Origin of the sequence: Streptomyces sp. NPDC007863, from assembly GCF_040633895.1 — a bacterium.
Classification (GTDB): domain Bacteria; phylum Actinomycetota; class Actinomycetes; order Streptomycetales; family Streptomycetaceae; genus Streptomyces.
Genome location: NZ_JBEYEI010000022.1, coordinates 37671 through 58660, shown reverse-complemented (window position 1 = coordinate 58660; position 20990 = coordinate 37671). Strand labels below are relative to the sequence as shown.

Sequence of the window (20990 nt, the reverse complement as noted above, 5' to 3'; positions counted from 1 at the left end):
GCCATGGCCGCAGCCCCGCGACCCCGGCGCCCCGGAAGCGTCGTCGTCGGCGTCGACGGATCCGACGGTGCGCTGTCCGCCGCCCTGTGGGCCGCAGAGGAAGCACACCTGCGAGGATCGGCCGTCTTCCTCGTCCACGCGACGGACACGGACTCCGTCGCCCGGTACCTCTTCCAGGCCGAGATCGACGAGAGCCGCAGGACCGGGCGAGAGATCCTCGACCGCACGGCGCAGACCGTCTCCGCACGCCACCCGGACGTGTCCGTCGTCAAGGAACTCAGCGACCTTCCGCCCTCCGAGGCGTTGCGGCACGCCGCCGCCCTGAGCGGCACGATCGTCGTCGGGCACCGGGGCCGCGGCGGATTCGCCTCGCTCCTCCTCGGATCGGTCGGCCTGCGGACCGCGGCCACCGCGAGCACACCGGTGGTCGTGGTCCGCGGACACGACCGGACCGGGCCCCCGGGCGCCGTGCTGGCGGGGATCCGGGACGACCACGACCTCGGCTGCGCGCGAGCGGCCGCCCGCGAGGCCCTGCTGCGCGGGCGACCGCTCCGGCTGCTGCACGTGTGGAGGAGGGCCTGGCCGCAGGGGGAGTGGACGGTCTCCCGTGATCGCCTCTGCGACCAGGCGGCCGAGCACGTGTCCGTCCAGTCCAGGACGGCCGTCCGCCTGCGTGACGAGTTCCCGGACCTGAAGATCGAGACCGAGGGCGAGAAGAACCCCAGCGTCGCCGGATCCCTCGTCGAAGCCGGCCGTGGCGCCGACCTCCTGGTCGTCGGCGGCCGCCGCGCCCCCGACTACCTGGGGCCGACCCTGGGCCGGACCACGCTCGCCCTGCTGCAACACGCCCACTGCCCGGTGGAACTCGTCCCCCGGCACGGACCCGGACACGGGAGCACCTCATGACCACCACCCCGGAACACCGCGAGATCGTCGTCGGCATCGACCCCGCCCGCGCAGGACGCCTCGCCCTGGCCTGGGCCGCCGACGAGGCACACCGACGCCGGCTGGCACTCCGCCTCGTCGTCGCCGTACCTCCCGCGCACGACCACCGGCACGTCGACGGCACGCCCCGCCACGAGGCCCTGACCCGGCGAGGCGAGGACGCGCTGCGCGCCGCGACCGACTGGGTCAGGACGAGGCAGCCGGACGTACACGTCGACTCCGCGCTCGTCGACGGCTTCCCGGCGGCCGTGATGGCCGGCACGGCACAGCGGGCCGCCATGGCCGTCCTCGGCTCCCGGCACCTGAGCCGCACCGAGGAGTTCCTCAGCGCCGGATCCCTCGTCGTTCCGGTCACCGCCCAGGCGCGCTGCCCGGTCGTCGTGGTGGGCGACGCCGAGCACACCACCCAGGACCCGCCGTACCTCGTCGTCGGCGTCGACGGCAGCGAATCCTCCCGGGCGGCCCTCGCCTTCGCCTTCGAGGAGGCCGACCTCCGGCACTGCGCCCTGCGGGCCGTCGCGGTCTGGCAGCCGCCCGTCTTCACCCTCCACACCGGGGACACCCTCTTCCACGCCGAACGCCGGCTCCTCTCGGAGACCACCGCCGGATGGGCCGAGAAGTACCCCGACGTCCGCCTCACCCACGACATGCTCATCGGCTCGCCCGTCGAACTGCTCGCCGCCGCCGCCGAGCACGCCCTGGCGGTCGTCGTCGGCCGCCGGGGCCGGGGCGGCTACACCGGCATGCGCGTCGGCTCCGTCGTCCACGGACTGCTCCACCGCGCCCACTGCCCCGTGATCACCGTCCCCACCGGGTGAGTGCGCGCCATGACGACACCGGCCACCGCCAAGGCCGCCCCGGCCTCCCCGGCGACGGGACTCACCGAAGCGGAGGCGGCCCGACGGCTCGCCGCCGAGGGGCCCAACGAGGTGGCCGCCCGCCGGCCCGTCCGGCTGTACAGCCGGGTCCTCGCCCAGCTCCGAGACCCGCTGATCATGGTGCTGCTCGGCGCCGTCGCGCTGACCCTGGCGATCGGAGACCACCCCGACGCGATCGTCATCGCCCTGGTCGTCGTCGTGAACACCACCGTCGGCGTCGTCCAGGAGGTCCGCGCGGACAACGCCGTCGCCGCCCTGTCCGCCCTCAGCGCCCCGCACGCGCGCGTGCGGCGGGACGGCGCCGTCCGCGACCTCGCGTCCGCCCGGGTCGTGGTCGGCGACGTCCTGGTCCTCGGCGAGGGCGACATCGTCGCCGCCGACGCCCTGCTCGGCGAGGCGTCCGCCCTGCTCCTGGACGAGTCCATGCTCACCGGGGAGTCCGTACCGGTCGACAAGGACGTCGAGGACGCCCTGAGCGCGGGAACCGTCGTCGTACGCGGCCGGGGCGTGGCCACCGTCACCGCGACGGGCGCGAGGAGCGCCCTCGGCCGCATCGCCGCCCTGCTCGACGACCGGCGGGAGGCGACCCCCCTGCAACGCCGCCTCGCCGCCCTCGGCCGGATCCTCGCCGCGGTGACGCTCGCCCTGTGCGTCCTGGTCTTCGCCCTCGGGCTCGTCCGCGGTCTCCCGCTCGGCACCATGGCGGTCACCGCCATCAGCCTGGCCGTGGCCGCCGTTCCCGAATCCCTGCCCGCCGTCGTCACGCTCGCCCTCGCCCTCGGGGCCCGCCGCATGGTCGCCCGCCATGCCCTGGTGCGACGACTGCCGGCGGTGGAGACCCTGGGCTCGGTGTCCGTCCTCGCCACCGACAAGACCGGCACCCTCACGGAGGGGCGCATGGTCGTCCAGCGGGTCTGGACACCCGGGGTGAGCGTCGAGTTCACCGGCGTCGGCTACGAACCCGAGGGGGAGGCCCTGGTCGTCGGCAGGAACGCCCTCCCCGAGGAGCTCGCCCCGGTACGGGAGCTGCTCAGGACGACCGTCCTCTGCAACGACGCGACGCTGCGCCCGCCCGACGCGACGGACCACAAAAGCCGCTGGACCGCCGTGGGCGACCCCATGGAAGCCGCCCTCCTCGCGGCGGCGGCCAAGGCGGGATGCCCCCCGGAGCCGGAACTGAGGGCCAGGCACCCCCGGATCGGCGAAGCGCCCTTCGACAGTCTCCGCAAGCGCATGACCACCCTGCACGAGGCAGCCCCGGGTCGGGTCCTCGTCTGTCTGAAGGGAGCGCCCGAGGCGGTCCTCACCGCGACGGTGCTGAGGACGGACGCGGACACCGTCGCGCACGCCGGGAGAGCGGCCGCGGACCTCGCGGGCGAGGGGTACCGGGTGCTCGCCGTGGCATCAGGTGTGCGTGACGACGTGCCGGAGCGGGTCGCCACAGCCGAGTCGGGGCTGAAGCTCCTCGGCCTCGTGGCCCTGAGCGACCCGCCGAAGCCCCACGCGGCCCGGACGCTCGCCTCCTGCCGCGCGGCCGGCATCACCCCCGTCCTCATCACGGGCGACCATCCGGCTACGGCCCGCGCCGTGGCGGACGCCGTCGGCCTCGCCGACGAGACCGACGGCCACGCGGTCCACGTCGTCACCGGAGCGGACGTCGCCGCCGGCCGCGTTCCCGACCTCACGTCCGTACGCGTCTTCGCCCGTACCGACCCCCAGCAGAAGCTGGACATCGTCGCGGCCTGGCGGGCGAAAGGCGCGGTCACGGCCATGACCGGCGACGGTGTCAACGACGGCCCCGCCCTGCACCGGGCCGACATCGGTGTCGCCATGGGCGCTCGCGGCACCGAGGTCGCACGCCAGGCCTCCGACCTCGTCCTCACGGACGACGAACTCGCGACGGTCGTGTCGGCCGTGGAGGAGGGGCGACGCGTCTACGACAACATCCGCCGCTTCCTCGTCTACGGGATGGCCGGCGGGGCCGCGGAGATCCTCGTGATGCTGGCCGGCCCGTTCCTCGGGCTGCCCCTGCCGCTGCGCGCCGGTCAGATCCTCTGGATCAACCTCCTCACCCACGGTCTCACCGGGGTGGCCATGGGCGCCGAACCCGCGTCGCCCGGGACGATGCGACGCCCGCCGCGCCCTCCGGACCAGCACATCCTCGGCGGCGGGGCCTGGCAGCGCCTGCTGGTCCTCGCCGCGGTCGTCACGGCGGTGTCCCTCGGCGCGGGGCTGGCCGCGCAGGCACGGGGCCTCGCCTGGCAGAGCGTCCTCTTCCTCGCCCTGCTCGCCGCCCAGCTCGGAGTCGTCCTCGGACTGCGAGCCCGGCTGTTCACCCGGAAGAACCCGTTCCTCCCCGCCTCGGTCCTCGTCTCCGCGCTCCTGGCCCTGGCGGCCCTGTACGTGCCCTTCCTCCGTGCCGGCCTCGACACGGACCCGCTGGGAGGCGCGGGCCTCGCCCTGGCGGCGGCCTGCGCGCCGGCCGGATTCCTCGCGGCACGTGCCCTTCGCACCGCCTTCCGGCCATCGGGTCCGGCAGGAACGGACGAGAGAATGGGACTACGGTGAAACCGGGTGCGGCGGACGCCGTGCGTACCGGACGCGACCGGAGGTTCGGATGGGCCGGGAAGGTGCCGGACCGGGGGACGCCAGGCTGCCGAGGCTCCGGCTCGACGAGCTGCTGGACGAGCTCCAGGTCCGCATCGACGAGGTGCGCGGCACCAGGGACCGCCTCACGGGGCTCCTGGAAGCCGTCATCTCGGTGGGGCGGGAACTGGACCTGCCGCAGGTGCTGCGCGACATCGTCGAGGCCGCCGTCTCCCTCGTCGACGCCGAGTACGGGGCCCTGGGCGTCATCGGCGAGGACCGCCGGCTGTCCGAGTTCCTCCCCATCGGCATCGACGACGACCTGCGCGCGCGGATCGGCGCCCTGCCCTCCGGCCACGGCATCCTCGGCGAGCTGATCCGCAACCCCGAGCCGCTGCGTCTCACCGAGCTGTCCGAGCATCCCGCCTCGTACGGCTTCCCGGCCCACCATCCCCCCATGCACTCCTTCCTCGGCGTCCCCATCCGCGTCCGCGACGAGGTCTTCGGCAACCTCTACCTCACCGAGAAGCGCGGCGGAGCCGACTTCGACGCCGAGGACGAGGCCGTGGTGACGACCCTGGCCGTCGCCGCCGGCATCGCGATCGAGAACGCCCGGCTGTACGAGGAGGGCCGCCGCCGGCAGCGCTGGCTCGCCGCGAGCTCCGACTTCACCAGCGCCCTGCTGTCCGGTACGGGTGAGGACGAGGTCCTGGACGGGATGCTGGAGCAGGCGGTGGACATCGCCGAGGCGGACATGGGCGTCTTTTACCTGGTCGGCCCCGGCGGCGAGCTCCGGGGCTCACTGGCCCGGGGCGAGGGGGCCGACACCCACCGTGGGGTCGTCCTGACCAGCAGCGAGGGCACCCTGGCGGCCGCGGCGCTCGCCGAGACCGACGGACTCATCACCGTGGCCGATGTCTCCAGCGACGCCCGGGTGACCGTCCAGCCCGAACGCTGGAAGGGGTTCGGCCCGGCCGTGGCGGTCACGGTGGGCACGAAGGAACACCTCAACGGCGTCCTGATCCTCGCCCGGCGCAGCGGGCGCACGCCCTTCCTGAGCGCGGACACCGCGGCCCTTCCGGGCTTCGCGGGCCAGGCGGCCCTCGCCCTCGAACTGTCCGACCGCCGCCGCGACGCTGAGCAGGTCGTCCTGCTGGAGGACCGCGACCGCATCGCCCGTGACCTGCACGACCTGGCGATCCAACGCCTCTTCGCCACCGGCATGACCCTGCAGAGTGCCCAGCGCTTCGTCGAACACCCGGAGGCGGCGGACCGCCTGGCCCGGGCGATCGACGACCTCGACGCCACCATCAAGATCATCCGCTCGACCATCTTCGGCCTCCGGGAACACGACGCCCCCGGAACCGCCCCCAAGCTCAGGAGCCGCGTCGTCACGGCCGTCGACGCGGCCGCCTCGACCCTCGGCTTCGCTCCCGCGCTCCGCTTGGAGGGACTGCTGGACACCGACGTGCCCGTCGGCATCGCCGACGACGTCGTCGCCGTCATCGGCGAAGCCCTCACCAACGTCGCCCGTCACGCCCGCGCCCACCGGGCCGAGGTCACGCTCCTCGCGGAGGACGGGGTCCTGGAGGTGACCGTCGGGGACGACGGGACGGGCCTCCCACGGGACCGGACCGACAGCGGACTGCGCAATCTCACGGAACGGGCCGAACGCCTCGACGGCTCACTCACCGTCGAATCCCCACCGCGACCGGGCCGCGGGACCCGGCTCACCTGGCGCATCCCCCTGCCCCCGGACGACGGACAGCCCCGCTGACCGTCAGGCGCCGCTCCCCGTCTCGTGCTCATGGGCCTGCGCGGCGATCACGGCCGCCTGGACCCGCCGCTCCACCCCCAGCTTGCCGAGCAGCCGCGAGATGTGGTTCTTCACCGTCTTCTCCGACAGATAGAGCCGCTTGGCGATCTGCCGGTTGGTGAGCCCCTCCCCGATCAGCTCCAGCACGGACCGCTCCCGCTCGGACAGCGCCGCGAGCCGCTCGTCCTCCGGCGGCTGCGCCGCCTCCGGATCCCGCAGCGAACGCATCAGCCGGGCCGTGGTGGCCGGGTCGAGCATCGACTGTCCCGTCGCCACGGTCCGCACCGCCGCCACGAGGTCGGACCCCTTGATCTGCTTGAGGACGTACCCGGACGCCCCGGCCATGATCGCGTCGAGCAGGGCGTCCTCGTCGTCGAACGAGGTCAGCATCAGACACGCCAGCTCCGGCATCCGCGACCGCAGCTCCCGGCACACGGCGATCCCGTCACCGTCGGGCAGCCGTACGTCGAGGACCGCCACGTCCGGGCGCAACGCGGGCCCCCGGGCCAGGGCCTGGTCGGCGGTGGACGCCTCACCGACGACCCGCATGTCGGGCTCGTCGTCGATCAGGTCGCGCAGCCCCCGGCGGACGACCTCGTGGTCGTCCACCAGGAAGACCCGCGTCGGTTCCTCGGCTGCCTGCGTCTCGGTCATGGCGACCCCTGTCCTCGTCGGGTGTCCACCCGACCCCACAAGGATTGTCCGTCAGGAAGCCCCTCCATGGGCACCCAGCTCCATCCGCACGTCGACGACCCCTTCCACGGCACGGGCGGCGCTCGCCAGCAACGGCACCAGCGAACGGTCCGTGAGAGCGCCACGCAGCGTCGCCACCCCCTCCGCCACGGTCACGTCCAGCTCGGAGAGCCCCGCCCCGCCGAGCACCGACCGCCGGATCTCCGCCGCTATCTCGCCGTCCTCCCGCAGGAACACCTTGAGAAGGTCGCTCCGGCTGACGACCCCCTCCAGCATCCCGATCTCGTTGACGACGGGAAGCCGCTTCACCTTCCGGCGGGCCATGATCCGCGCGGCCTCGGCCAAGGTGGCGCCGGCGTGCACGGTCACCGCGGGGCTCGACATGAGGTCCCCCGCCCGCACCGCGACGGCCTTCGCGGCGTCCTCGTCCGCCGCAGGTCCGGGATCCGTACCGCCGAACGCCTCCTTCGCCAGGAGGTCCGCCTCCGAGACCACCCCCACGACCCGCCCCTCGCCCTCCAGGACGGGCAGGGCGCTCACCTTCCACTCGTCCATGAGCGCCACGATCTCCTTGTAGGAGGCGTCACGGCCGATCGCGACGGCGGTGTGGGTCATGACGTCGCTGACGACGTGACACGCGGGGGCTGCGGAGTTCATGGTGCCTCCTCGACGATGTCCGCCCCCCAGTCTCGCGCCGACCGCGGCGCGGCGGGAGGGCCGAACGGTCCCCTGCCGGAGCCTGTCGGTCAGGTGACGGGGTCATGGGAGTGTGGCGGGGCATTGCGGAACCCGGGCGTCGAAGCAGCCGGCAGTCTGCCGGGCCACCCCGCTGACGCCACGGCCGGGCGGCAACGGCGTACCAGCGGGCCGGGGTCCTGGTCCGTGCGGAGGGCGAGGGCGGGTTGAGGACCGTGGTCGCCGCCTCTTCTTCCGCCTTCACCTGATTCCTCCTCACACACCGGCTCCTTGTCGACGAAATACCCCCTGGGGTATGTGCGTCAGGGGTGTGTGCTCGGCTCCCGGGGGCCCACCCGAGGCCTGTCCGGGGTGTTCCGTTCCCGCCGCGTCCGTACGGCACCCCATGCCATGGCGGTCGTCGCGACAAGGGCGACGCCGGTCCAGGTCAGGGGGCTGGTCCAGACGGTGTGGGGTAGTTGCTGGCCGAGGACGAAAACGCCCATGACGACGACGAACCAGCCGAACGACTTGCGCAGCGCGTCCTGCGGGATGCGCCCTGCGAGGCGGGCGCCGATCAGGCTGCCGATCACGGCAGCGACGGTCACGGTCAGGGCGATGCCCCAGTCGATCGACACCCCGGAGAGGTGTCCGGCCAGGCCGGCGAAGGACTTCATGGCGATGACGAGGAGCGAGGTGCCGACCGCGATGCCCATGGGCAGTCCGCCGAGGATCGCCAGGGCGGGGACGACGAGGAACCCGCCGCCGGAGCCGACCAGGCCGGTCACGGCGCCGACGACCAGGCCCTCGACGGCGATGTGCTGGAGCGGCAGGTCACGGTGTGCGGGCCGGGCCGCCCTCTTCGCCCCGTCACGCGGTTTGCGGAGCATCGCGAAGGCGGTGGCGAGCATCATCAGCGCGAACGCGACGAGCAGGACCGTGCCGGGGATGTACTCGGCGAGCCGTCCGCCGCCGTAGGCGCCGGCCATGCTGAAGGCTCCGAAGAGCAGTCCGGTCCGCCACCGGACCCGGTGGGCGCGGGCGTGCGGGATCAGGGCGGCGAGGCTGGTGACGCCCACGACGAACAGCGAGGTCGCGATCGCCTCCTTGGTGTCCTGCCCCGCGAGGTAGACCAGGATCGGCACGGTGAGGATCGACCCGCCGCCGCCGAGGATCCCGAGGCTGACGCCGATGAGCAGGGAGGCCGCGACGATCAGGGCGGTCACGACGCGCTCCGCAGCTCCGCGATCACGGTGCGGAGGTCGGTGCGGGGGCCGCGGTTGTAGGGGAGCTTGGAGAGCAGGACCCCCATGGCGCAGGAGTTGCTCAGCGCGGCGTAGGTGAGGCCGGCGCCGACGGCGGTGCCGATGAGGTGGGCGCCGGGGAGCAGGAGGCCCACCAGGCCGGTGGCCAGCACGATCGAGCCCGCCACGAGGCGGACCTGGCGCTCCATGTCCCAGCGCTCGGCGCCCCGCTCGACGGGGGCGCCGGCTGCTTCCCAGGCGTTCATGCCGCCCTCCAGGACACGCAGGTTCGGCAGGCCGGCCTGGGCGAGGGCCTGCTCCGCCTCGCGGGCCCGCTGGCCGGAGCGGCAGACGAGCACGACCTCCTCGTCCAGGTGCGAGAGCAGTTCCGCGCGGTGTTCGCGCAGGGTGTTCAGGGGGACGTTGTACGAGCCGGGGATGTGTGCCGTGCGGAACTCGCCGGGCGTGCGGACGTCGAGCAGACGTGGGGCGCGGCCCTCCTCGGTGATGCGGTGCAGGACGGCGGGAGTGATCGACTGGATGGTGCGCTCGGTGCTCATGCATGACTCCGAAGGGGAGAGATACCCGTAGGGGTATAGGTGAGGGTGTGAGGGGCCCCGGGGTTCCCCGGGCGGGGGAGGGGGTGTCGCGGGCGGGGCAGTGCGGCCCCGGCCCGCGACGGGGCGGAGGAGCGGAGGCAGTGCGGCCTCCGGCCCCGCCGTGAGCCGGCGGTGCACGACGGGAGGAGTCCCGAACCCGTGCCCGACCGGCGGCCGGGGTGGTCAGACGCCGGTGGTCTCGGCGGCGAGGGCCCAGGCGGTCCAGCCGCCGAGGATGTCGGAGACGTCGCCGAAGCCGCGGTGGCGCAGGAGGCTGGCGGCGATGGACGACCGGTGGCCGCCCGCGCAGTGCAGGACGAGGGGCCGGTCGGCGGGCAGTTCGCCGGCACGGGAGGGCAGCTCGCTGAGCGGGATGTGCAGGGCCTCGGGGATGAAGCCGTTGGTCTCGCGCTCGCCGCAGGTGCGGACGTCCACCACCAGGGGCGGATTGTGCCCGGCGAGGGCTGCCTTGAGGTGTGCGGCGGTGAGGCGGCTGGCCGGAGCGACCTCGTCGGCCATGACCCGCAGCGCGTCCTCGGGGTTGCGGACGTAGCCCGCGACCCGGTCGAAGCCGATGCGGGCGAGGCGGGTGACGACCTCCTCCTCGCGGTTCTGCGGGGCCATGACGACCAGTACGTCGGCCGGGTCCAGGACCGTGCCTGCCTGTTCGGCGAAGCGTCCGTCGGCGGGCACGTTCACCGCGCCTGCCAGGTGCCCGGCCGCGAACTCCTGCGGGTCGCGGGCGTCCACCACCACCGCGCCGCCGTCGCGGAGGGCGGTGAACTCGCCGAGCGCGAGCGGCCGGGCCGCGATGGTCGCGTCGTAAAGGGTGCGGTCCTTGCGGTTGAGGTCGGCATCGTAGGCGAAGTAGCCGGGCGCCGCCGACTGGCCGGCGGTGACCAGGGCCACGAACTCCTCGCGGCTCATCGGCGCGCAGGCGTAGTTGGTGGCGCGCTGCTCGCCGATCGTGGAGGACTTCTCCGTGGACAGGTTCTTGCCGCAGGCGGAGCCCGCGCCGTGGGCGGGGAAGACGCGGACCTCGTCGGGCAGGCCCATCAGCTTGTTCTGCACGCTGTCGTGCAGCATCGCGCCCAGCTCTCCGGCGGTGACGCCGACCGAAGCGAGCAGGTCGGGGCGGCCGACGTCGCCGATGAAGAGGGCGTCGCCGGTCAGGACGCCGTACGGGACGGCGTCGTCGGCGTGCTCGTACACCAGGACGCTGATCGACTCCGGGGTGTGACCGGGGGTCTCCATGACCTCCAGCACCACGTCGCCCAGGGGGATCCGCTCGCCCTCGGCGAGGTGCCGGATCGGGTACTCGGTCTCGGCGCGTGCGCCGTAGCCGATCCACGCGCCCGTCTCGTCCGCCATCTCCAGGTGCCCGGCAACGAAGTCGGCGTGGAAGTGGGTGTTGATCACGCCGACGACGGTGAAGCCGTGCGCCCGGGCGTCGGCGAGGTACTCGGAGACGTCCCGGCGCGGGTCGACGACGACCGCCTGCCCGGACTGCTCGTCGGCGATCATGTACGACGCCTGGGACAGGCAGTCGAGGTAGTACTGGGCGAAGAACACGGCGAACCTTTCGACGGAGAAATCGAGTACGGAGCGGAGCCCCGTGGAAGTGCGGTGAGGGCGGGCAGCCGGCCGATCAGGCGGCCCGGGCGTCCGTGCCGCATACGACCGGGCGGCCTGTGCGCGCCCAGCCGGAGGTGCCGCCCACGACCGAGACCGCGTGGAAACCGGCGGACTCCAGCTGCTCGGCGGCCCAGGCGCTGCGGTTGCCGCTCGCGCAGACGACGTAGACGGGCCGGTCCGCGGGCAGCGCGGCAAGGTGGGCGCCCAGCTCGGAGAGCGGTGCGGGGCGAACCCCCGGCACATGACCCGCCGCGTACTCGTCCGGCTCCCGCACGTCGATGGCGAAGGCACCTTCTGCCAGCTCGGAGGCGAAGACGTCCAGATCCACTTCACGCATGGAAGATCACCCTTTCGGATACCCCCCGGGGTATTTACGCGATCGACTGTAGGCAGGGTCGGGAGTGGAAGTCAAATACCCCCCTGGGTATTTGATGGCGCCTGCCGGGCGGATGGTCAGGTCTAGCCCAAAAATACCCCTAGGGGTATAGTGGTCTGCTGTTACTTAATAGGACGGTGCTTCGGTATGGCGGAACGGACCTTGGTGGCCGAGCCCCCGCCCCCAGCGGTGCAGCTCGGGCCGCGAAAGAACCCCGGGCAGTTCACCCGGCTCGTCGTCATCACGATGGCGGTCGGCGCCCGCGTCGGGCTGGAACGGACCGCGGTTCCGCTCCTGGGTACCGGGATCCTCGGGCTCAGGGGCGATCCGGCTCCTTCTCGTTCATCGCGGCCTTCGGTCCGACCAAGGCCCTGACCAGCCTGGCGGCCGGAGCGCTCACGGCCCGCCTGAGGCGCAGGCGGCTCCCGCTCGTGGGCTGGCCGATCGGCATCCCCGTGCCGTTCATCCTCGCCTGGGCGCCGGGCCGGTGGTGGATCGTCGCCGCGAACGTGAAGATCGGCCTGGTCGGACCGGCCCGCCGGGGCCCGACCGTCTGCCTCAACGAGGCCGCGGGTCATGTCGCTGTCGGCGCGACGGCCCTGGTCACCGACTACCTGCCACCCGGTACGGCCTGCGGTCGGCCCCCGAACGGATCGGCGTAGTCTTCGCCGCCGCGGCCGGGGCGGCGTCCGGGTCCTACGCGTGTCCGCCGCTGCCGGCCGGCGCGATGCCCTGGAGGGCCGCGACGGCGAGCCGCACGGCCCGGGTGGTCACGGCACCGAAGTCGCCGCCCGCTTCCAGCGCCGTCGTAGCGGCGTTCACGAACCCCTGAAGCAGGCGCGCCGACATCGCCGGGGCGTCGTCACCGAGGTCGCGCAGGGCGTCGACGAGCGGGGACAGCAGGGCGCGATGCGCCTCGTCGGCTCCGGTGCGCAGGGCGGCGGCGTCCTGATCGTCGGCTGTAGCGCGGGCGATGCGGTGCTCACCGTCGCGGACCATCTCGAGCTGGACGGTGACGAACGCGGCGACACGGGCCTCGGGGGATTCGCCGGCGGCGGCCAGGGCGGCGTGGATGCGCCGGGTCCAGCGCGGCGTCGCCTCACGGACCACCTCGGTCAGCAGATGGCGTCGGTCGGGAAAGTACTTGTAGACGCTGTTGCGGGCCAGCCCGGTGCGGCGGGCGACCTCCGCGAACGTCACCCGGGAGGCGTCACCCTCGGTCAGGATTTCCCGGGCCGCTTCGAGCAGGGCGGCACGCTGCTGAGAGCGGTGGTCGGCGACCGTGGCAGCGTGGATCTTGGGCACGGGCCCAGTTTAGGGGCCCGAGCGGATCGGGATCCCGTCGAGAACCGGCCGCAGGCGCGAGCGCCCATCGAGACGGACGCGCGGAGCGCCACCAGGCCCTTCTGTGAGGTGCGGCATCACCCCCACTTGGAGACGCCGTGTCGCCATCTTCTATCGTGGGGACGCACCGTCTCTATCTTTGGAGGGAACACTGTGTTTCTCGCCCTGCTGGAACTGAAAGCGGCCCGAGGCCGCTTCCTGTTGATGGGCAGCGTCGTCGTCCTCGTCGCCGCCCTTGTCGGCATCGTCTCCGGGTTCACCACCGGCCTCGGAGACGACACCGTCTCCGCCCTGCGAAGACTCCCCGCCACGCACATCGCCTTCGCCGTCGGCTCCGACTCGGACCAGTTCGCCCGTGGCCTGATCGACGACCGCACCACCACCGGCTGGACCAGGGAGAAGGACGTCGAGGCCACCCCCCTCGGCATCTCGATCACCCACGGCACCACCGGCCGGGGCACCGAAGTCGACCTCGCCGCCTTCGGCGTCGAGCCCGGTGCCTTCGCCGACCCCGGAACCGACGACGGAAAGCCACTCGCTCGGTCCCGCCCCCACGGCATCGTCGTCTCGCGCCAGCTCGTCAGCGAAGGCGTCCGGATCGGCGACACCCTGCTCATCGACCGCCTCGGGATCCGGCTGGACGTCGTCGGCACCACCGGCCGCTCCTCGTACGGTCACGTCCCCGTCGCGTACGTCACGACCGACACCTGGCGCCAGATCCGCTTCACTGCGCCCGGAGCGAAGGCAGCCCCTGCGGACCTGCCGGTCCAGTACAGCGCCGTGGCACTCAAGCTCCCGGCGGACGCGGACACGAAGGCCCTGGCAGAAGCGGACCGACGCCACGACACCACGACGGTCCCCTTGGAGACGGCGTTCGAGGCGGCCCCCGGCTACGACGGCGAACGCCTGACCATGACGTCGATCCAGACCTTCCTGTTCCTCATCGCCCCACTGGTCGTCGGCGCCTTCTTCGCGGTGTGGACCGTCCAGCGCACCCCGGAACTCGCTCTCCTGCGTGCCATGGGCGCCTCCCGGCGCAGACTCCTCGGCCACACCCTCGCCCAGGCGGCCGTGGTCGTCGCCACCGGCACCGCCGTCGGCGCGGCCCTCGCCTCCGGCGTCGGTCTGCTCGTCGGCGAGCAAGTTCCCTTCAGCCTTCCCGCGAGCACCCTCACGACCACGATGGCCGCAGTGGCCCTGGTCGGCCTCGCGGGCTCCGCCCTCACTCTGCGACGTGTCACCACCGTCGACCCGATGACCATGCTGGGAGCCGGCCGATGAGCCTCCACCTGAACGACATCACCGTCAGCCTGGGGCAGGGAGACTCCCGCACCACCCCCCTGAACGGATTCCACGCGAGGTTCCGTCCAGGCGTCATGACCGCACTCGTCGGCCCCTCCGGCTCCGGCAAGTCCACCCTGCTCGCCGTCGCCGGCGCGCTGTTGCGGCCCGACGAGGGTCAGGTCCTCCTGAACGGCACCGACCTGGCCGCCCTCAGCGACCGCGAACGCGCCCGAGCGCGGCGCGGACGCATCGGGTACATGTTCCAGAGCGGCAACCTGCTCACCGGACTCGCCGCCGAGGAACAGCTCCTCGCCGCAGCCTCCCTCGCCGGCCACAAGCCCCGGGTGGTACGGGCCCGGGCACGGGAACTGCTCGTCGAAGTCGGACTCGAACACCGGCTGGCCCACCGTCCCGACCAGCTCTCCGGCGGTGAACGCCAGCGCATCGCCCTGGCCCGCGCGCTCCTCATGCGGCCGGAACTCCTGCTCATCGACGAACCGACGGCCGCCGTCGACCGCACCCGCGCGCACGACCTCACCACTCTGATCGCCCGCACCACCCACCGGTATGAATGCGTCACCGTCGTCGCCACCCACGACCCCGTGGTCACCGGAATCGCGGACACCACGCTCGACATGCTGAACCACCCGGCACCCACCACCGTCTGACCCCGCTCCCGCGACGGAGCGGCAACCAGCCCACCGGGCACCGAGAACCCCTTCCGCCGATGGGCCGGCCGACGCCGAGCACGTGGGACGGCACCGCTGTGATCGCGGCACGGATGCGTACCGAGGACGAGGCGGCAGGCAGCGCTGAGCTCCCCACATCCAAGAGATCTCCGCCGCCCGATACCCCAGAAGAAGACACGGCCCCTTTGCCGGGGATCCACCCGTCGAAAGGGCCGCTCGTTCGTGACCGAGTTCTGTCACTGCGGTGACCAGCAGTCAGCGGACAGGACGTCAGACGGCGATCACGAAGACCCACAGGTGCGGATCGGGGGCCGGCAGGATCACGTAGTGAACGATGGCGGCGCGGGTGGTGATGACGCGTACGGATTCGTCCATCTCGTACTTGTCGGCCTGTGGCCAGGACCACGGGTCGTCACAGGCGCGGACGATGGCCTCCTGCAGTTCCTCGCGCTCGGCTACGTGCAGGGAACGGATGGTCTGGCCGACGGTCGACGCGAACCGCGCGGGGATCGCGGTCGCGGACCGAAGACCTCCGCCATGGACATCGCGCCGCCCTCGGACCGACCACTGTCCACGTACTGCCGGTAGGCCCCGCGCGCCAGCTCCAGCGCGCGCCCTTCACGGTCAGGCGCCCCCGGTGTTTCTGCGGCGCGGAGCACTCGCTCCACGTACTCCTGCAACGGCAGCCCGTACCGGCGAGCGGACGCGGCCACCTGGTCCGCCAGGCGGTCCTCGATGGACAACGTCAACTCGGCCATGTGTCGAGGGTAGCGACTCGACAGCCGTCACGTCCGAGAGGTAGCCCGATCTCGGACCCTTCGCGATCTGGTTCGATGGCCGTGCAAGGTTGACGGCCTGGGGTGGAGCGGAGGTGGGCGGGATGAACGAGCGCGCCGTGGTCTTGAACGGCGCGGCTCAAGGCATCCCTCCGCTTGCTCGGTGTGGCCGACGAGCGGGGCCCGGATCGCGGGCCGGCTTCGCAGGGTGGAGCCGCGGGCGACCGCTCGCGCCTATGCGCTCGGACTACTGTCCCGAACCGAGCGGAAGAACTGCCGGCAGCCGGGCGAGCAGGCCGGCCACGATCGCCCCGGACCGATGCAGCGGCTGCTGCGGCCCGCCCGCTGGGACGCCGATGAAGTGCGCGACGACGTCCGCGCTGACGCCTTCGAGCGCCTCGGCACCGATGACGGCGTACTGACCGTCGACGAGACGGGGTTCCTGAAGAAGGGCCGGAGCTCGGCGGGCGTGCAGCGGCAGTGCACCGGCACGGCAGGCCGGATCGAGAACAGTCAGGTCGGCGTGTTTCTCGCCTACGCCTCCAGCCGAGGCGGGGCGCTGATCGACCGGCGGCTCTATCTGCCCGAGCAGACCTGGTGCCAGGGCACCGAGCGCCGCACCCGCGCCGGGATCCCCGGCCATCTGGCGTTCGCCACCAAGCCCGCCCCGGCCGGCAGACGATCGCGGCAGCCCTGGGGGCCGGGACCAGCACGTCCTGGATGACCGGAGTCGAGGCACGCGGTCAGGACCCGGGGCTGCGTGCCCTGTTGGAAGCACATGGGCTGGGCTACGTCCTGGCGGTCGCCTGCAGCACCCGGGTGCGGATCAACCAGGGCCGGTCCACTGCCCGGGCGGACACCGTCGCGACTGCCTACCTCCACCGCTTGGCACCGTCAGAGCGCCGGAGCCTGCGCGAAGGGGCCCGCTACTGCGACTGGGCCTGGATCGATACCGGCACCAGTGGTGATCGGCACCTCCTGCTCCGCCGGAACCTCGACAACGGCGAGCTCGCCTTCCACCCGTGCTGGTCCCCGCATCAGGTGCCCCTGTCCGAGCCGGTGCGAGTGGCCGGGACCGGATGGTGCATCGAGGAGTGCGTCCAGGCTGCGAAGGGCCAGTTCGGCCTGGACCACTACCAGGTCCACCACTGGACCGCCCCGCCCGCAGGCGTGCGTCAGCGGGACGGCCCGGTGGGTTCGGTGAGGGCGTCGATCTGGTCGGCGAGGCCGGGGTGCGTGGCCAGGTAGGGACGGGTGTCACGGAGGGGTGCGAGGAGCGACACGGCGTCGTCGTCCGCGAGGGCGGAGCGGAGCCTGCCCAGGGGGCGGCGGGCTTCTGCCGGGAGGTCGGTGAGCGCGGTGACCTGGCCGGCGAGGCTACGCAGGTCGGCGGCGTGCTCGCGGGCCCAGGCAGTGGTGGAGCGCTGTGCTGCGCGGCGTTCACGGGTGGCTTGGACGCGCTGCTCACCGGTGGTTCCGGCGGGGCCGGGACGGCCGCGCAGATAGCGGCGCTCGGCGGCCTGGCGGCTGGCTACGCCGAGGGGGTGGGCGAGGTCGGCCCAGCTGGCGCCGGCGTCGCGGGCGGCTTCGATCAAGCCGGTCTCCCATCCGGCGAGCTGTTCGCGCACCTGCCGCAGCAGGAGCAGGGAGGCCAGGGCCCGTTCCGCCCCCGGCCCGCCGCCGGGCGCCTCGGACGGCCTTCGGCTGGCGGCGTGCAGTGCGTCGTCTATGGCGTTGAGGGCCGTCGCGGCAGCGAGGAACGAAGCCGGGTTTGCGCGGTCAGCGGGCTGTTCGGGTGCTGTCACGGGCACCTCCTTCGACGTGTCATCGCATCGACGACATCGTGTTTGTCATCCATTGGATGACATGTTACAACGGTGTCAGTGAAGCGCATTGGCAGCAACTGCCTGAAACCGCTGGAGGTGTATCCACGATGTTGATGCGCACTGACCCCTTCCGCGAGCTGGACCGCATGGCGCAGCAGCTGATGGGCCCGGGCACCTGGTCGAAGCCGTCCGTGATGCCGATGGACGCCTACCGCGAGGGCGACGAGTACGTGGTCGCCTTCGACCTGCCCGGCGTCACCGCCGACGCGATCGACATCGACGTCGAGCGCAACATGCTCACGGTCAAGGCCGAGCGTCGACCGATGGCGAAGGCCGAGGACATGCAGATGGAGCTGTCCGAGCGGCCTCTGGGGGTCTTCTCCCGCCAGATCGTGCTCGCCGACACCCTGGACACCGAGCGCATCAAGGCCGACTACGACGCGGGCGTGCTCACCCTGCGCATCCCGATCGCCGAGCGAGCCAAGCCCCGCAAGATCTCCATCGGCGCCGGGTCCGGTCGCAAGGAGATCTCCGGCTGAAACCAGCCGGACAGGTGCGGAGGACGGGCGCCTGATCTCCCCCTCCCCTCGCCCTCCGCACCCTGTGGGCAGTCCGAGGAAGAAGAGGGGTGGCAGCCGATGACCCTACGAAGCGAAGCGTTCCTCGACCACGTCAAGGAACGCGGCGAGTACGGCACGACGGAGGAAGCCGAGCGCGCGGCACGCGTGGTTCTCGCCCTTCTCGGCGCGCACCTGGTCGGCGAAGTCCGCGCCCGGCTCGCGGCACGCCTACCGGATGACTTCGCCCTGATCCTGCTCAACCCGCTGACCAGCGCCGAACCGCTGTCGCCGGAGCGATTCGTACGGGCGACGGCGGCCTGGATCGAAGGCGCCACGGAGCAGACCGCGACCTGGGACGTCAGTGCCGTGCTGTCCACGGCCGCCGACGCGGCCGGCGAGGATCTGCTGGGTCAGATCCTGCTCCAGCTCCCCGCCGGCTACGACCTGCTCTTCGGCCGCCCCCGGCCCACCTGACCAGCGGCGCCGTACATGAGCACCGCCCCATCTCGACTTCATGAAAGGCATGACCGCAGTGATCACCGACGTGCGGGTACCGCTTGAGCAGCAACAGTTGCCGTACGGGACGGCGTACGAGCAGATGCTGGAGAAGGTCCGCTACGAAGGCGCCTACCCCACCCGTGAGAGAGCAGAGGAATCCGTCCGCCTGGTCTTGGCGGGGCTGGGACGTCAGCTGACCGGTGACGAGCGCGTCGACCTGGCCGCCTGCCTGCCGCAGGAGGCCGCCCGTGCCCTCACCCAGCAGATCCCCGACCCCCAGCCGCTGACCGGTTGGGCGTTCGTCAAGGACCTTGCAGCCCGCTCCGGCGCCTCCCTGGCCGCCGCCCGATGGGACACCGGGTCCGTCTTCGCGGCCGTCTCCGCCCATGCAGGTTCCGACCTGATCACCCGCATCCTCCACCAGCTCCCCACCGGCTGGGCCCTGCTGTTCGGCCGCGCCGAACTCGCCCCGGCCGCGTAAGGATCGGCCGACGACAGCAGCGGACGCTTCGGCCGGAGCTACGATCCGGGGTGTGTCACGAGGCGAGGCTCCTGGTCGTTGCGGTGGTGTTCTCTACGCACCACCGCAACGACCGAGGAGCCTCGCTTGGCCCCGTATCGTGCCACGGTTGATGTCCCGCATGAGCTGGTCGAGCATGTTTCCTGCCTCATCTGCGCACGAAGGTGTGAACGCCGCTCGCGGCGGCGGAGGCTGGGCTGCTTCCGCCAGGCCCCTCTAGTACCGCAACGGTGTTTTTCCTGATGGTGGGGCAGGCTCGGGTGGTGTGTGGCCGCGTCGTCGGTAGTGGCTGATCCGGGCTTGGTCCTGTCGTCGGCGACGCCAGTGGGACCAGTGCAGGATGTGGTCGAGCGAGGCTGCTCGCCGGTGGGTGAGGCGGTGGATCAGGCGTCTGAGTTCGGGAAGACTCAGCGGGACGAGGCCGGAGGATCCGTAGCGTGGGCGGTGCCGACCGTAATGCCGAAGGCGGCGGCGATCTGCGCGAACGTGTCGTGCCGGCGGAGGTAGCCGGACGGGCACGCCCGTCGCCTGGCACCGACGGGCGAGGGCCGTCGCCCGCTGGTAGCCGATGACCGGGTTGAGCGCCGTGGCAAGACCTGAGCTGCAACTGGCCGCTCGCGACGGACTGGTCCCGGAGGGAGAGCTCGCGTCTCTGCTCGACCCGTGGCGTCTCGTTCGGCCGAGTTGAGTTCGGCGAAGAACGGGCGATCGAGCCGCGGGCGCGATCCGATCGCCCGTCATGTGGATCGGATCAGCTCTTTGTCACGGAGCAGCTGTAGGAAGTGGTGCCGGATCCGCTGTAGGCCTCCATGTCGAGGAAGTAGGTGGCCGACCCGGAGGCGGTCCTCGTGAAGGACAGGGACTCGTCGGCACCTGCCCCGTCGTTCACGGAGCGTGTCAGCGTGCTTCCGTTCGCGTCGAGCCAGTACAGGTCGGCGTCGTAGGCGGAAGGGATGGCGCAGCTGAGCGAGGCCGTCTGGCCCGAGGAGAGCGTCATCTTGAAGTAGTCGCGGTCGTTGCTCGACTGCATGGTGCCGGTCAGGGTGCCGGGGGAGGCGAGAGCGGTTGCGTCGTCGGCGGTGTCGCGGGTGTCGTTCGGCTCGCTTTCGGCGAGTGGGGCCCCGCCGCCCTGGCTGCCGCAATCGGTCACCGGCGTGCCGTTGTAGAGGCTCGCGTCGGCAACGCCGTTGGTGACGCTGCGGAGGTAGTAGCCGCACGTGGGCCGGTTCTTGAAGTCGAAGGTGGTGCCGGGGGTCAGGCGCCAGATCTTGAAGCCCGAGTAGGTGAGTGGCTTTCGGTCGACGGCCTGCTCGGGCTGGTGATCGGCGAGGACGACGTAGGCGTCCTTGCCGTACTGGGTGGCCATGCCGTTGCGGTCGAGGAAGAGGGAGCCGCCGCCCTCCTCGACGCCCACACCCCAGGCGGCGCCCCCCGGTGCGAGGCCGTCCTTCACCGCGCGGGCGAGGAACGCCATGGTGCGGCCCATGCGGTCGCGTGTGACGAAGTGGGAGTCGTTGACGACGGCTCCGTAATTCGCCCACTCGAACATGCCGGTGGTGAAGCTGACGTACCGGTCGTAGGGGTTGGCGAGTGCCTCGGCACTGGTGACGCTGCCGTTGCAGGCGTCGTAGACGATCGGGCTGTTGATGTGGTGGCCGGCACTGCCGCCGCCCGAGCCCCCGCCCTTGGCGACGACCGATTCGACGGACGCTTCCAGGGCGGTTCCCTTCCACGCGGCGTAGCGGCACTGGTCGCCGCCGGCGAAGTAGACGAACTCGGCGTTACGGACGTCGGTGTTGACCTGGGAGTTGTTGCCGTCGCTTGCCGCTGTGAGCGTCCATGTCGTACAGGAGTTGACTCCTGAGAGTCCCACGATCGTGTCGCACTCGGGGGTCTTGCTTCCCGAGGTCGGCGCCGAGCCCGCCAGGACGACGACGTCGAGCGTCCCCGTGCTGCCGCGGATGTCGTCGATGGCTCGCGTCATTGATGCGGCGACGATGCCGCCGGCACCGTTCATGGTGAATGCCGGGCCGTTCCACGAGCTTC

20 protein-coding genes and 3 pseudogenes are annotated in these 20990 nt (G+C 72.1%); 12 read left to right on the top strand and 11 right to left on the bottom strand.

Annotated features, from left to right (window positions below; translation table 11 throughout):
• Window positions 1–3: 3 nt before the first annotated feature.
• From ABZ621_RS30265 to ABZ621_RS30250, 4 genes are read left to right on the top strand one after another with little or no spacing between them, the layout of a single operon-like run.
• Window positions 4–906, top strand: a complete 903-nt coding sequence (locus tag ABZ621_RS30265; protein ID WP_360609615.1) for a universal stress protein — start codon at window positions 4–6, stop codon at window positions 904–906.
• Window positions 903–1763, top strand: coding sequence for a universal stress protein (locus ABZ621_RS30260; RefSeq protein WP_360609614.1), 861 nt, complete (start codon window positions 903–905; stop codon window positions 1761–1763). Before ABZ621_RS30265 ends, ABZ621_RS30260 begins: the two co-directional genes overlap by 4 nt.
• Window positions 1764–1772: 9 nt before the next feature.
• The gene (locus ABZ621_RS30255; RefSeq protein ID WP_360609613.1) at window positions 1773–4391 is read left to right on the top strand and encodes a cation-translocating P-type ATPase; all 2619 of its coding nucleotides are present in this window, start codon (window positions 1773–1775) and stop codon (window positions 4389–4391) included.
• A gap of 49 nt (window positions 4392–4440) precedes the next feature.
• Window positions 4441–6186: a GAF domain-containing protein gene (locus ABZ621_RS30250; protein ID WP_360609612.1), complete on the top strand. Its 1746-nt coding sequence runs from the start codon at window positions 4441–4443 to the stop codon at window positions 6184–6186.
• A gap of 3 nt (window positions 6187–6189) precedes the next feature.
• Here the strand turns inward: ABZ621_RS30250 and ABZ621_RS30245 are convergent, their stop codons facing one another.
• From ABZ621_RS30245 to ABZ621_RS30220, 6 genes are all read right to left on the bottom strand, one after another.
• Entirely contained in the window at window positions 6190–6879 is a 690-nt protein-coding gene (locus ABZ621_RS30245) for a response regulator transcription factor (protein WP_360609611.1), read from the bottom strand.
• A 51-nt stretch (window positions 6880–6930) separates the two neighbouring features.
• Complete coding sequence (locus tag ABZ621_RS30240) at window positions 6931–7575, bottom strand: CBS domain-containing protein (RefSeq protein WP_360609610.1); 645 nt, start codon at window positions 7573–7575, stop codon at window positions 6931–6933.
• 341 nt (window positions 7576–7916) lie between these two features.
• Window positions 7917–8819 (bottom strand): sulfite exporter TauE/SafE family protein, encoded by a 903-nt coding sequence (locus ABZ621_RS30235; RefSeq protein WP_360609609.1) that lies wholly within the window; start codon window positions 8817–8819, stop codon window positions 7917–7919.
• The gene (locus ABZ621_RS30230) at window positions 8816–9397 is read right to left on the bottom strand and encodes a rhodanese-like domain-containing protein (protein ID WP_360609608.1); all 582 of its coding nucleotides are present in this window, start codon (window positions 9395–9397) and stop codon (window positions 8816–8818) included. The genes ABZ621_RS30235 and ABZ621_RS30230 overlap by 4 nt, the downstream gene beginning before the upstream one ends.
• Window positions 9398–9619: 222 nt before the next feature.
• Complete coding sequence (locus ABZ621_RS30225) at window positions 9620–11008, bottom strand: rhodanese-like domain-containing protein (protein WP_360609607.1); 1389 nt, start codon at window positions 11006–11008, stop codon at window positions 9620–9622.
• A gap of 76 nt (window positions 11009–11084) precedes the next feature.
• The gene (locus ABZ621_RS30220) at window positions 11085–11408 is read right to left on the bottom strand and encodes a rhodanese-like domain-containing protein (RefSeq protein WP_360609606.1); all 324 of its coding nucleotides are present in this window, start codon (window positions 11406–11408) and stop codon (window positions 11085–11087) included.
• A 470-nt stretch (window positions 11409–11878) separates the two neighbouring features.
• Between ABZ621_RS30220 and ABZ621_RS30215 the strand changes: the two genes are divergently transcribed.
• On the top strand, window positions 11879–12109 hold the full coding sequence (locus ABZ621_RS30215) for a hypothetical protein (RefSeq protein ID WP_360609605.1): 231 nt from the start codon (window positions 11879–11881) through the stop codon (window positions 12107–12109).
• Window positions 12110–12143: 34 nt separating this feature from the next.
• On the opposite strand, the gene ABZ621_RS30210 is transcribed toward ABZ621_RS30215, so the two are convergent.
• On the bottom strand, window positions 12144–12752 hold the full coding sequence (locus ABZ621_RS30210) for a TetR/AcrR family transcriptional regulator (protein WP_360609604.1): 609 nt from the start codon (window positions 12750–12752) through the stop codon (window positions 12144–12146).
• A 192-nt stretch (window positions 12753–12944) separates the two neighbouring features.
• Here ABZ621_RS30210 and ABZ621_RS30205 point away from each other — a divergent pair, with 192 nt between their 5' ends.
• Together ABZ621_RS30205 and ABZ621_RS30200 are read left to right on the top strand one after the other, a co-directional pair.
• Complete coding sequence (locus ABZ621_RS30205; RefSeq protein WP_360609603.1) at window positions 12945–14072, top strand: ABC transporter permease; 1128 nt, start codon at window positions 12945–12947, stop codon at window positions 14070–14072.
• On the top strand, window positions 14069–14743 hold the full coding sequence (locus tag ABZ621_RS30200; protein WP_360609602.1) for an ATP-binding cassette domain-containing protein: 675 nt from the start codon (window positions 14069–14071) through the stop codon (window positions 14741–14743). Before ABZ621_RS30205 ends, ABZ621_RS30200 begins: the two co-directional genes overlap by 4 nt.
• Window positions 14744–15219: 476 nt before the next feature.
• On the opposite strand, the gene ABZ621_RS30195 is transcribed toward ABZ621_RS30200, so the two are convergent.
• Complete coding sequence (locus ABZ621_RS30195; RefSeq protein ID WP_360609601.1) at window positions 15220–15522, bottom strand: hypothetical protein; 303 nt, start codon at window positions 15520–15522, stop codon at window positions 15220–15222.
• Between the two features lie 223 nt (window positions 15523–15745).
• On the opposite strand from ABZ621_RS30195, the pseudogene ABZ621_RS30190 reads away from it, so the two are divergent.
• Window positions 15746–16207, top strand: a pseudogene (locus ABZ621_RS30190) (transposase); the annotation flags it as partial.
• A 508-nt stretch (window positions 16208–16715) separates the two neighbouring features.
• On the opposite strand, the gene ABZ621_RS30185 reads toward ABZ621_RS30190, so the two are convergent.
• Window positions 16716–17345: a type III effector protein gene (locus tag ABZ621_RS30185; RefSeq protein WP_360609600.1), complete on the bottom strand. Its 630-nt coding sequence runs from the start codon at window positions 17343–17345 to the stop codon at window positions 16716–16718.
• A 128-nt stretch (window positions 17346–17473) separates the two neighbouring features.
• Between ABZ621_RS30185 and ABZ621_RS30180 the strand changes: the two genes are divergently transcribed.
• From ABZ621_RS30180 to ABZ621_RS30165, 4 genes and pseudogenes are all read left to right on the top strand, one after another.
• Entirely contained in the window at window positions 17474–17905 is a 432-nt protein-coding gene (locus ABZ621_RS30180) for an Hsp20/alpha crystallin family protein (protein ID WP_360609599.1), read from the top strand.
• 99 nt (window positions 17906–18004) lie between these two features.
• Window positions 18005–18400, top strand: a complete 396-nt coding sequence (locus ABZ621_RS30175) for a DUF2267 domain-containing protein (RefSeq protein WP_360609598.1) — start codon at window positions 18005–18007, stop codon at window positions 18398–18400.
• 58 nt (window positions 18401–18458) lie between these two features.
• Window positions 18459–18905 (top strand): DUF2267 domain-containing protein, encoded by a 447-nt coding sequence (locus ABZ621_RS30170; protein WP_360609688.1) that lies wholly within the window; start codon window positions 18459–18461, stop codon window positions 18903–18905.
• A 126-nt stretch (window positions 18906–19031) separates the two neighbouring features.
• Window positions 19032–19163: pseudogene (locus ABZ621_RS30165) on the top strand (IS5/IS1182 family transposase); the annotation flags it as partial.
• A gap of 327 nt (window positions 19164–19490) precedes the next feature.
• On the opposite strand, the pseudogene ABZ621_RS30160 reads toward ABZ621_RS30165, so the two are convergent.
• Both ABZ621_RS30160 and ABZ621_RS30155 read right to left on the bottom strand, forming a co-directional pair.
• A pseudogene (locus tag ABZ621_RS30160) lies at window positions 19491–19685 on the bottom strand (hypothetical protein); the annotation flags it as partial.
• A 10-nt stretch (window positions 19686–19695) separates the two neighbouring features.
• Window positions 19696–20928 (bottom strand): hypothetical protein, encoded by a 1233-nt coding sequence (locus ABZ621_RS30155; RefSeq protein WP_360609597.1) that lies wholly within the window; start codon window positions 20926–20928, stop codon window positions 19696–19698.
• Window positions 20929–20990: the final 62 nt, after the last annotated feature.

Bases quoted from the DNA above. Each gene is read 5' to 3' on its own strand.
- ABZ621_RS30230 (WP_360609608.1), bottom strand. From the start codon at position 9,397: ATGAGCACCGAGCGCACCATCCAGTCGATCACTCCCGCCGTCCTGCAC.
- ABZ621_RS30220 (WP_360609606.1), bottom strand. From the start codon at position 11,408: ATGCGTGAAGTGGATCTGGACGTCTTCGCCTCCGAGCTGGCAGAAGGT.
- ABZ621_RS30200 (WP_360609602.1), top strand. From the start codon at position 14,069: ATGAGCCTCCACCTGAACGACATCACCGTCAGCCTGGGGCAGGGAGAC.
- ABZ621_RS30250 (WP_360609612.1), top strand. From the start codon at position 4,441: ATGGGCCGGGAAGGTGCCGGACCGGGGGACGCCAGGCTGCCGAGGCTC.
- ABZ621_RS30260 (WP_360609614.1), top strand. From the start codon at position 903: ATGACCACCACCCCGGAACACCGCGAGATCGTCGTCGGCATCGACCCC.
- ABZ621_RS30175 (WP_360609598.1), top strand. From the start codon at position 18,005: ATGACCCTACGAAGCGAAGCGTTCCTCGACCACGTCAAGGAACGCGGC.
- ABZ621_RS30180 (WP_360609599.1), top strand. From the start codon at position 17,474: ATGTTGATGCGCACTGACCCCTTCCGCGAGCTGGACCGCATGGCGCAG.
- ABZ621_RS30255 (WP_360609613.1), top strand. From the start codon at position 1,773: ATGACGACACCGGCCACCGCCAAGGCCGCCCCGGCCTCCCCGGCGACG.
- ABZ621_RS30240 (WP_360609610.1), bottom strand. From the start codon at position 7,575: ATGAACTCCGCAGCCCCCGCGTGTCACGTCGTCAGCGACGTCATGACC.
- ABZ621_RS30195 (WP_360609601.1), bottom strand. From the start codon at position 15,522: ATGGCCGAGTTGACGTTGTCCATCGAGGACCGCCTGGCGGACCAGGTG.
- ABZ621_RS30245 (WP_360609611.1), bottom strand. From the start codon at position 6,879: ATGACCGAGACGCAGGCAGCCGAGGAACCGACGCGGGTCTTCCTGGTG.
- ABZ621_RS30265 (WP_360609615.1), top strand. From the start codon at position 4: ATGGCCGCAGCCCCGCGACCCCGGCGCCCCGGAAGCGTCGTCGTCGGC.
- ABZ621_RS30155 (WP_360609597.1), bottom strand. From the start codon at position 20,928: ATGACGCGAGCCATCGACGACATCCGCGGCAGCACGGGGACGCTCGAC.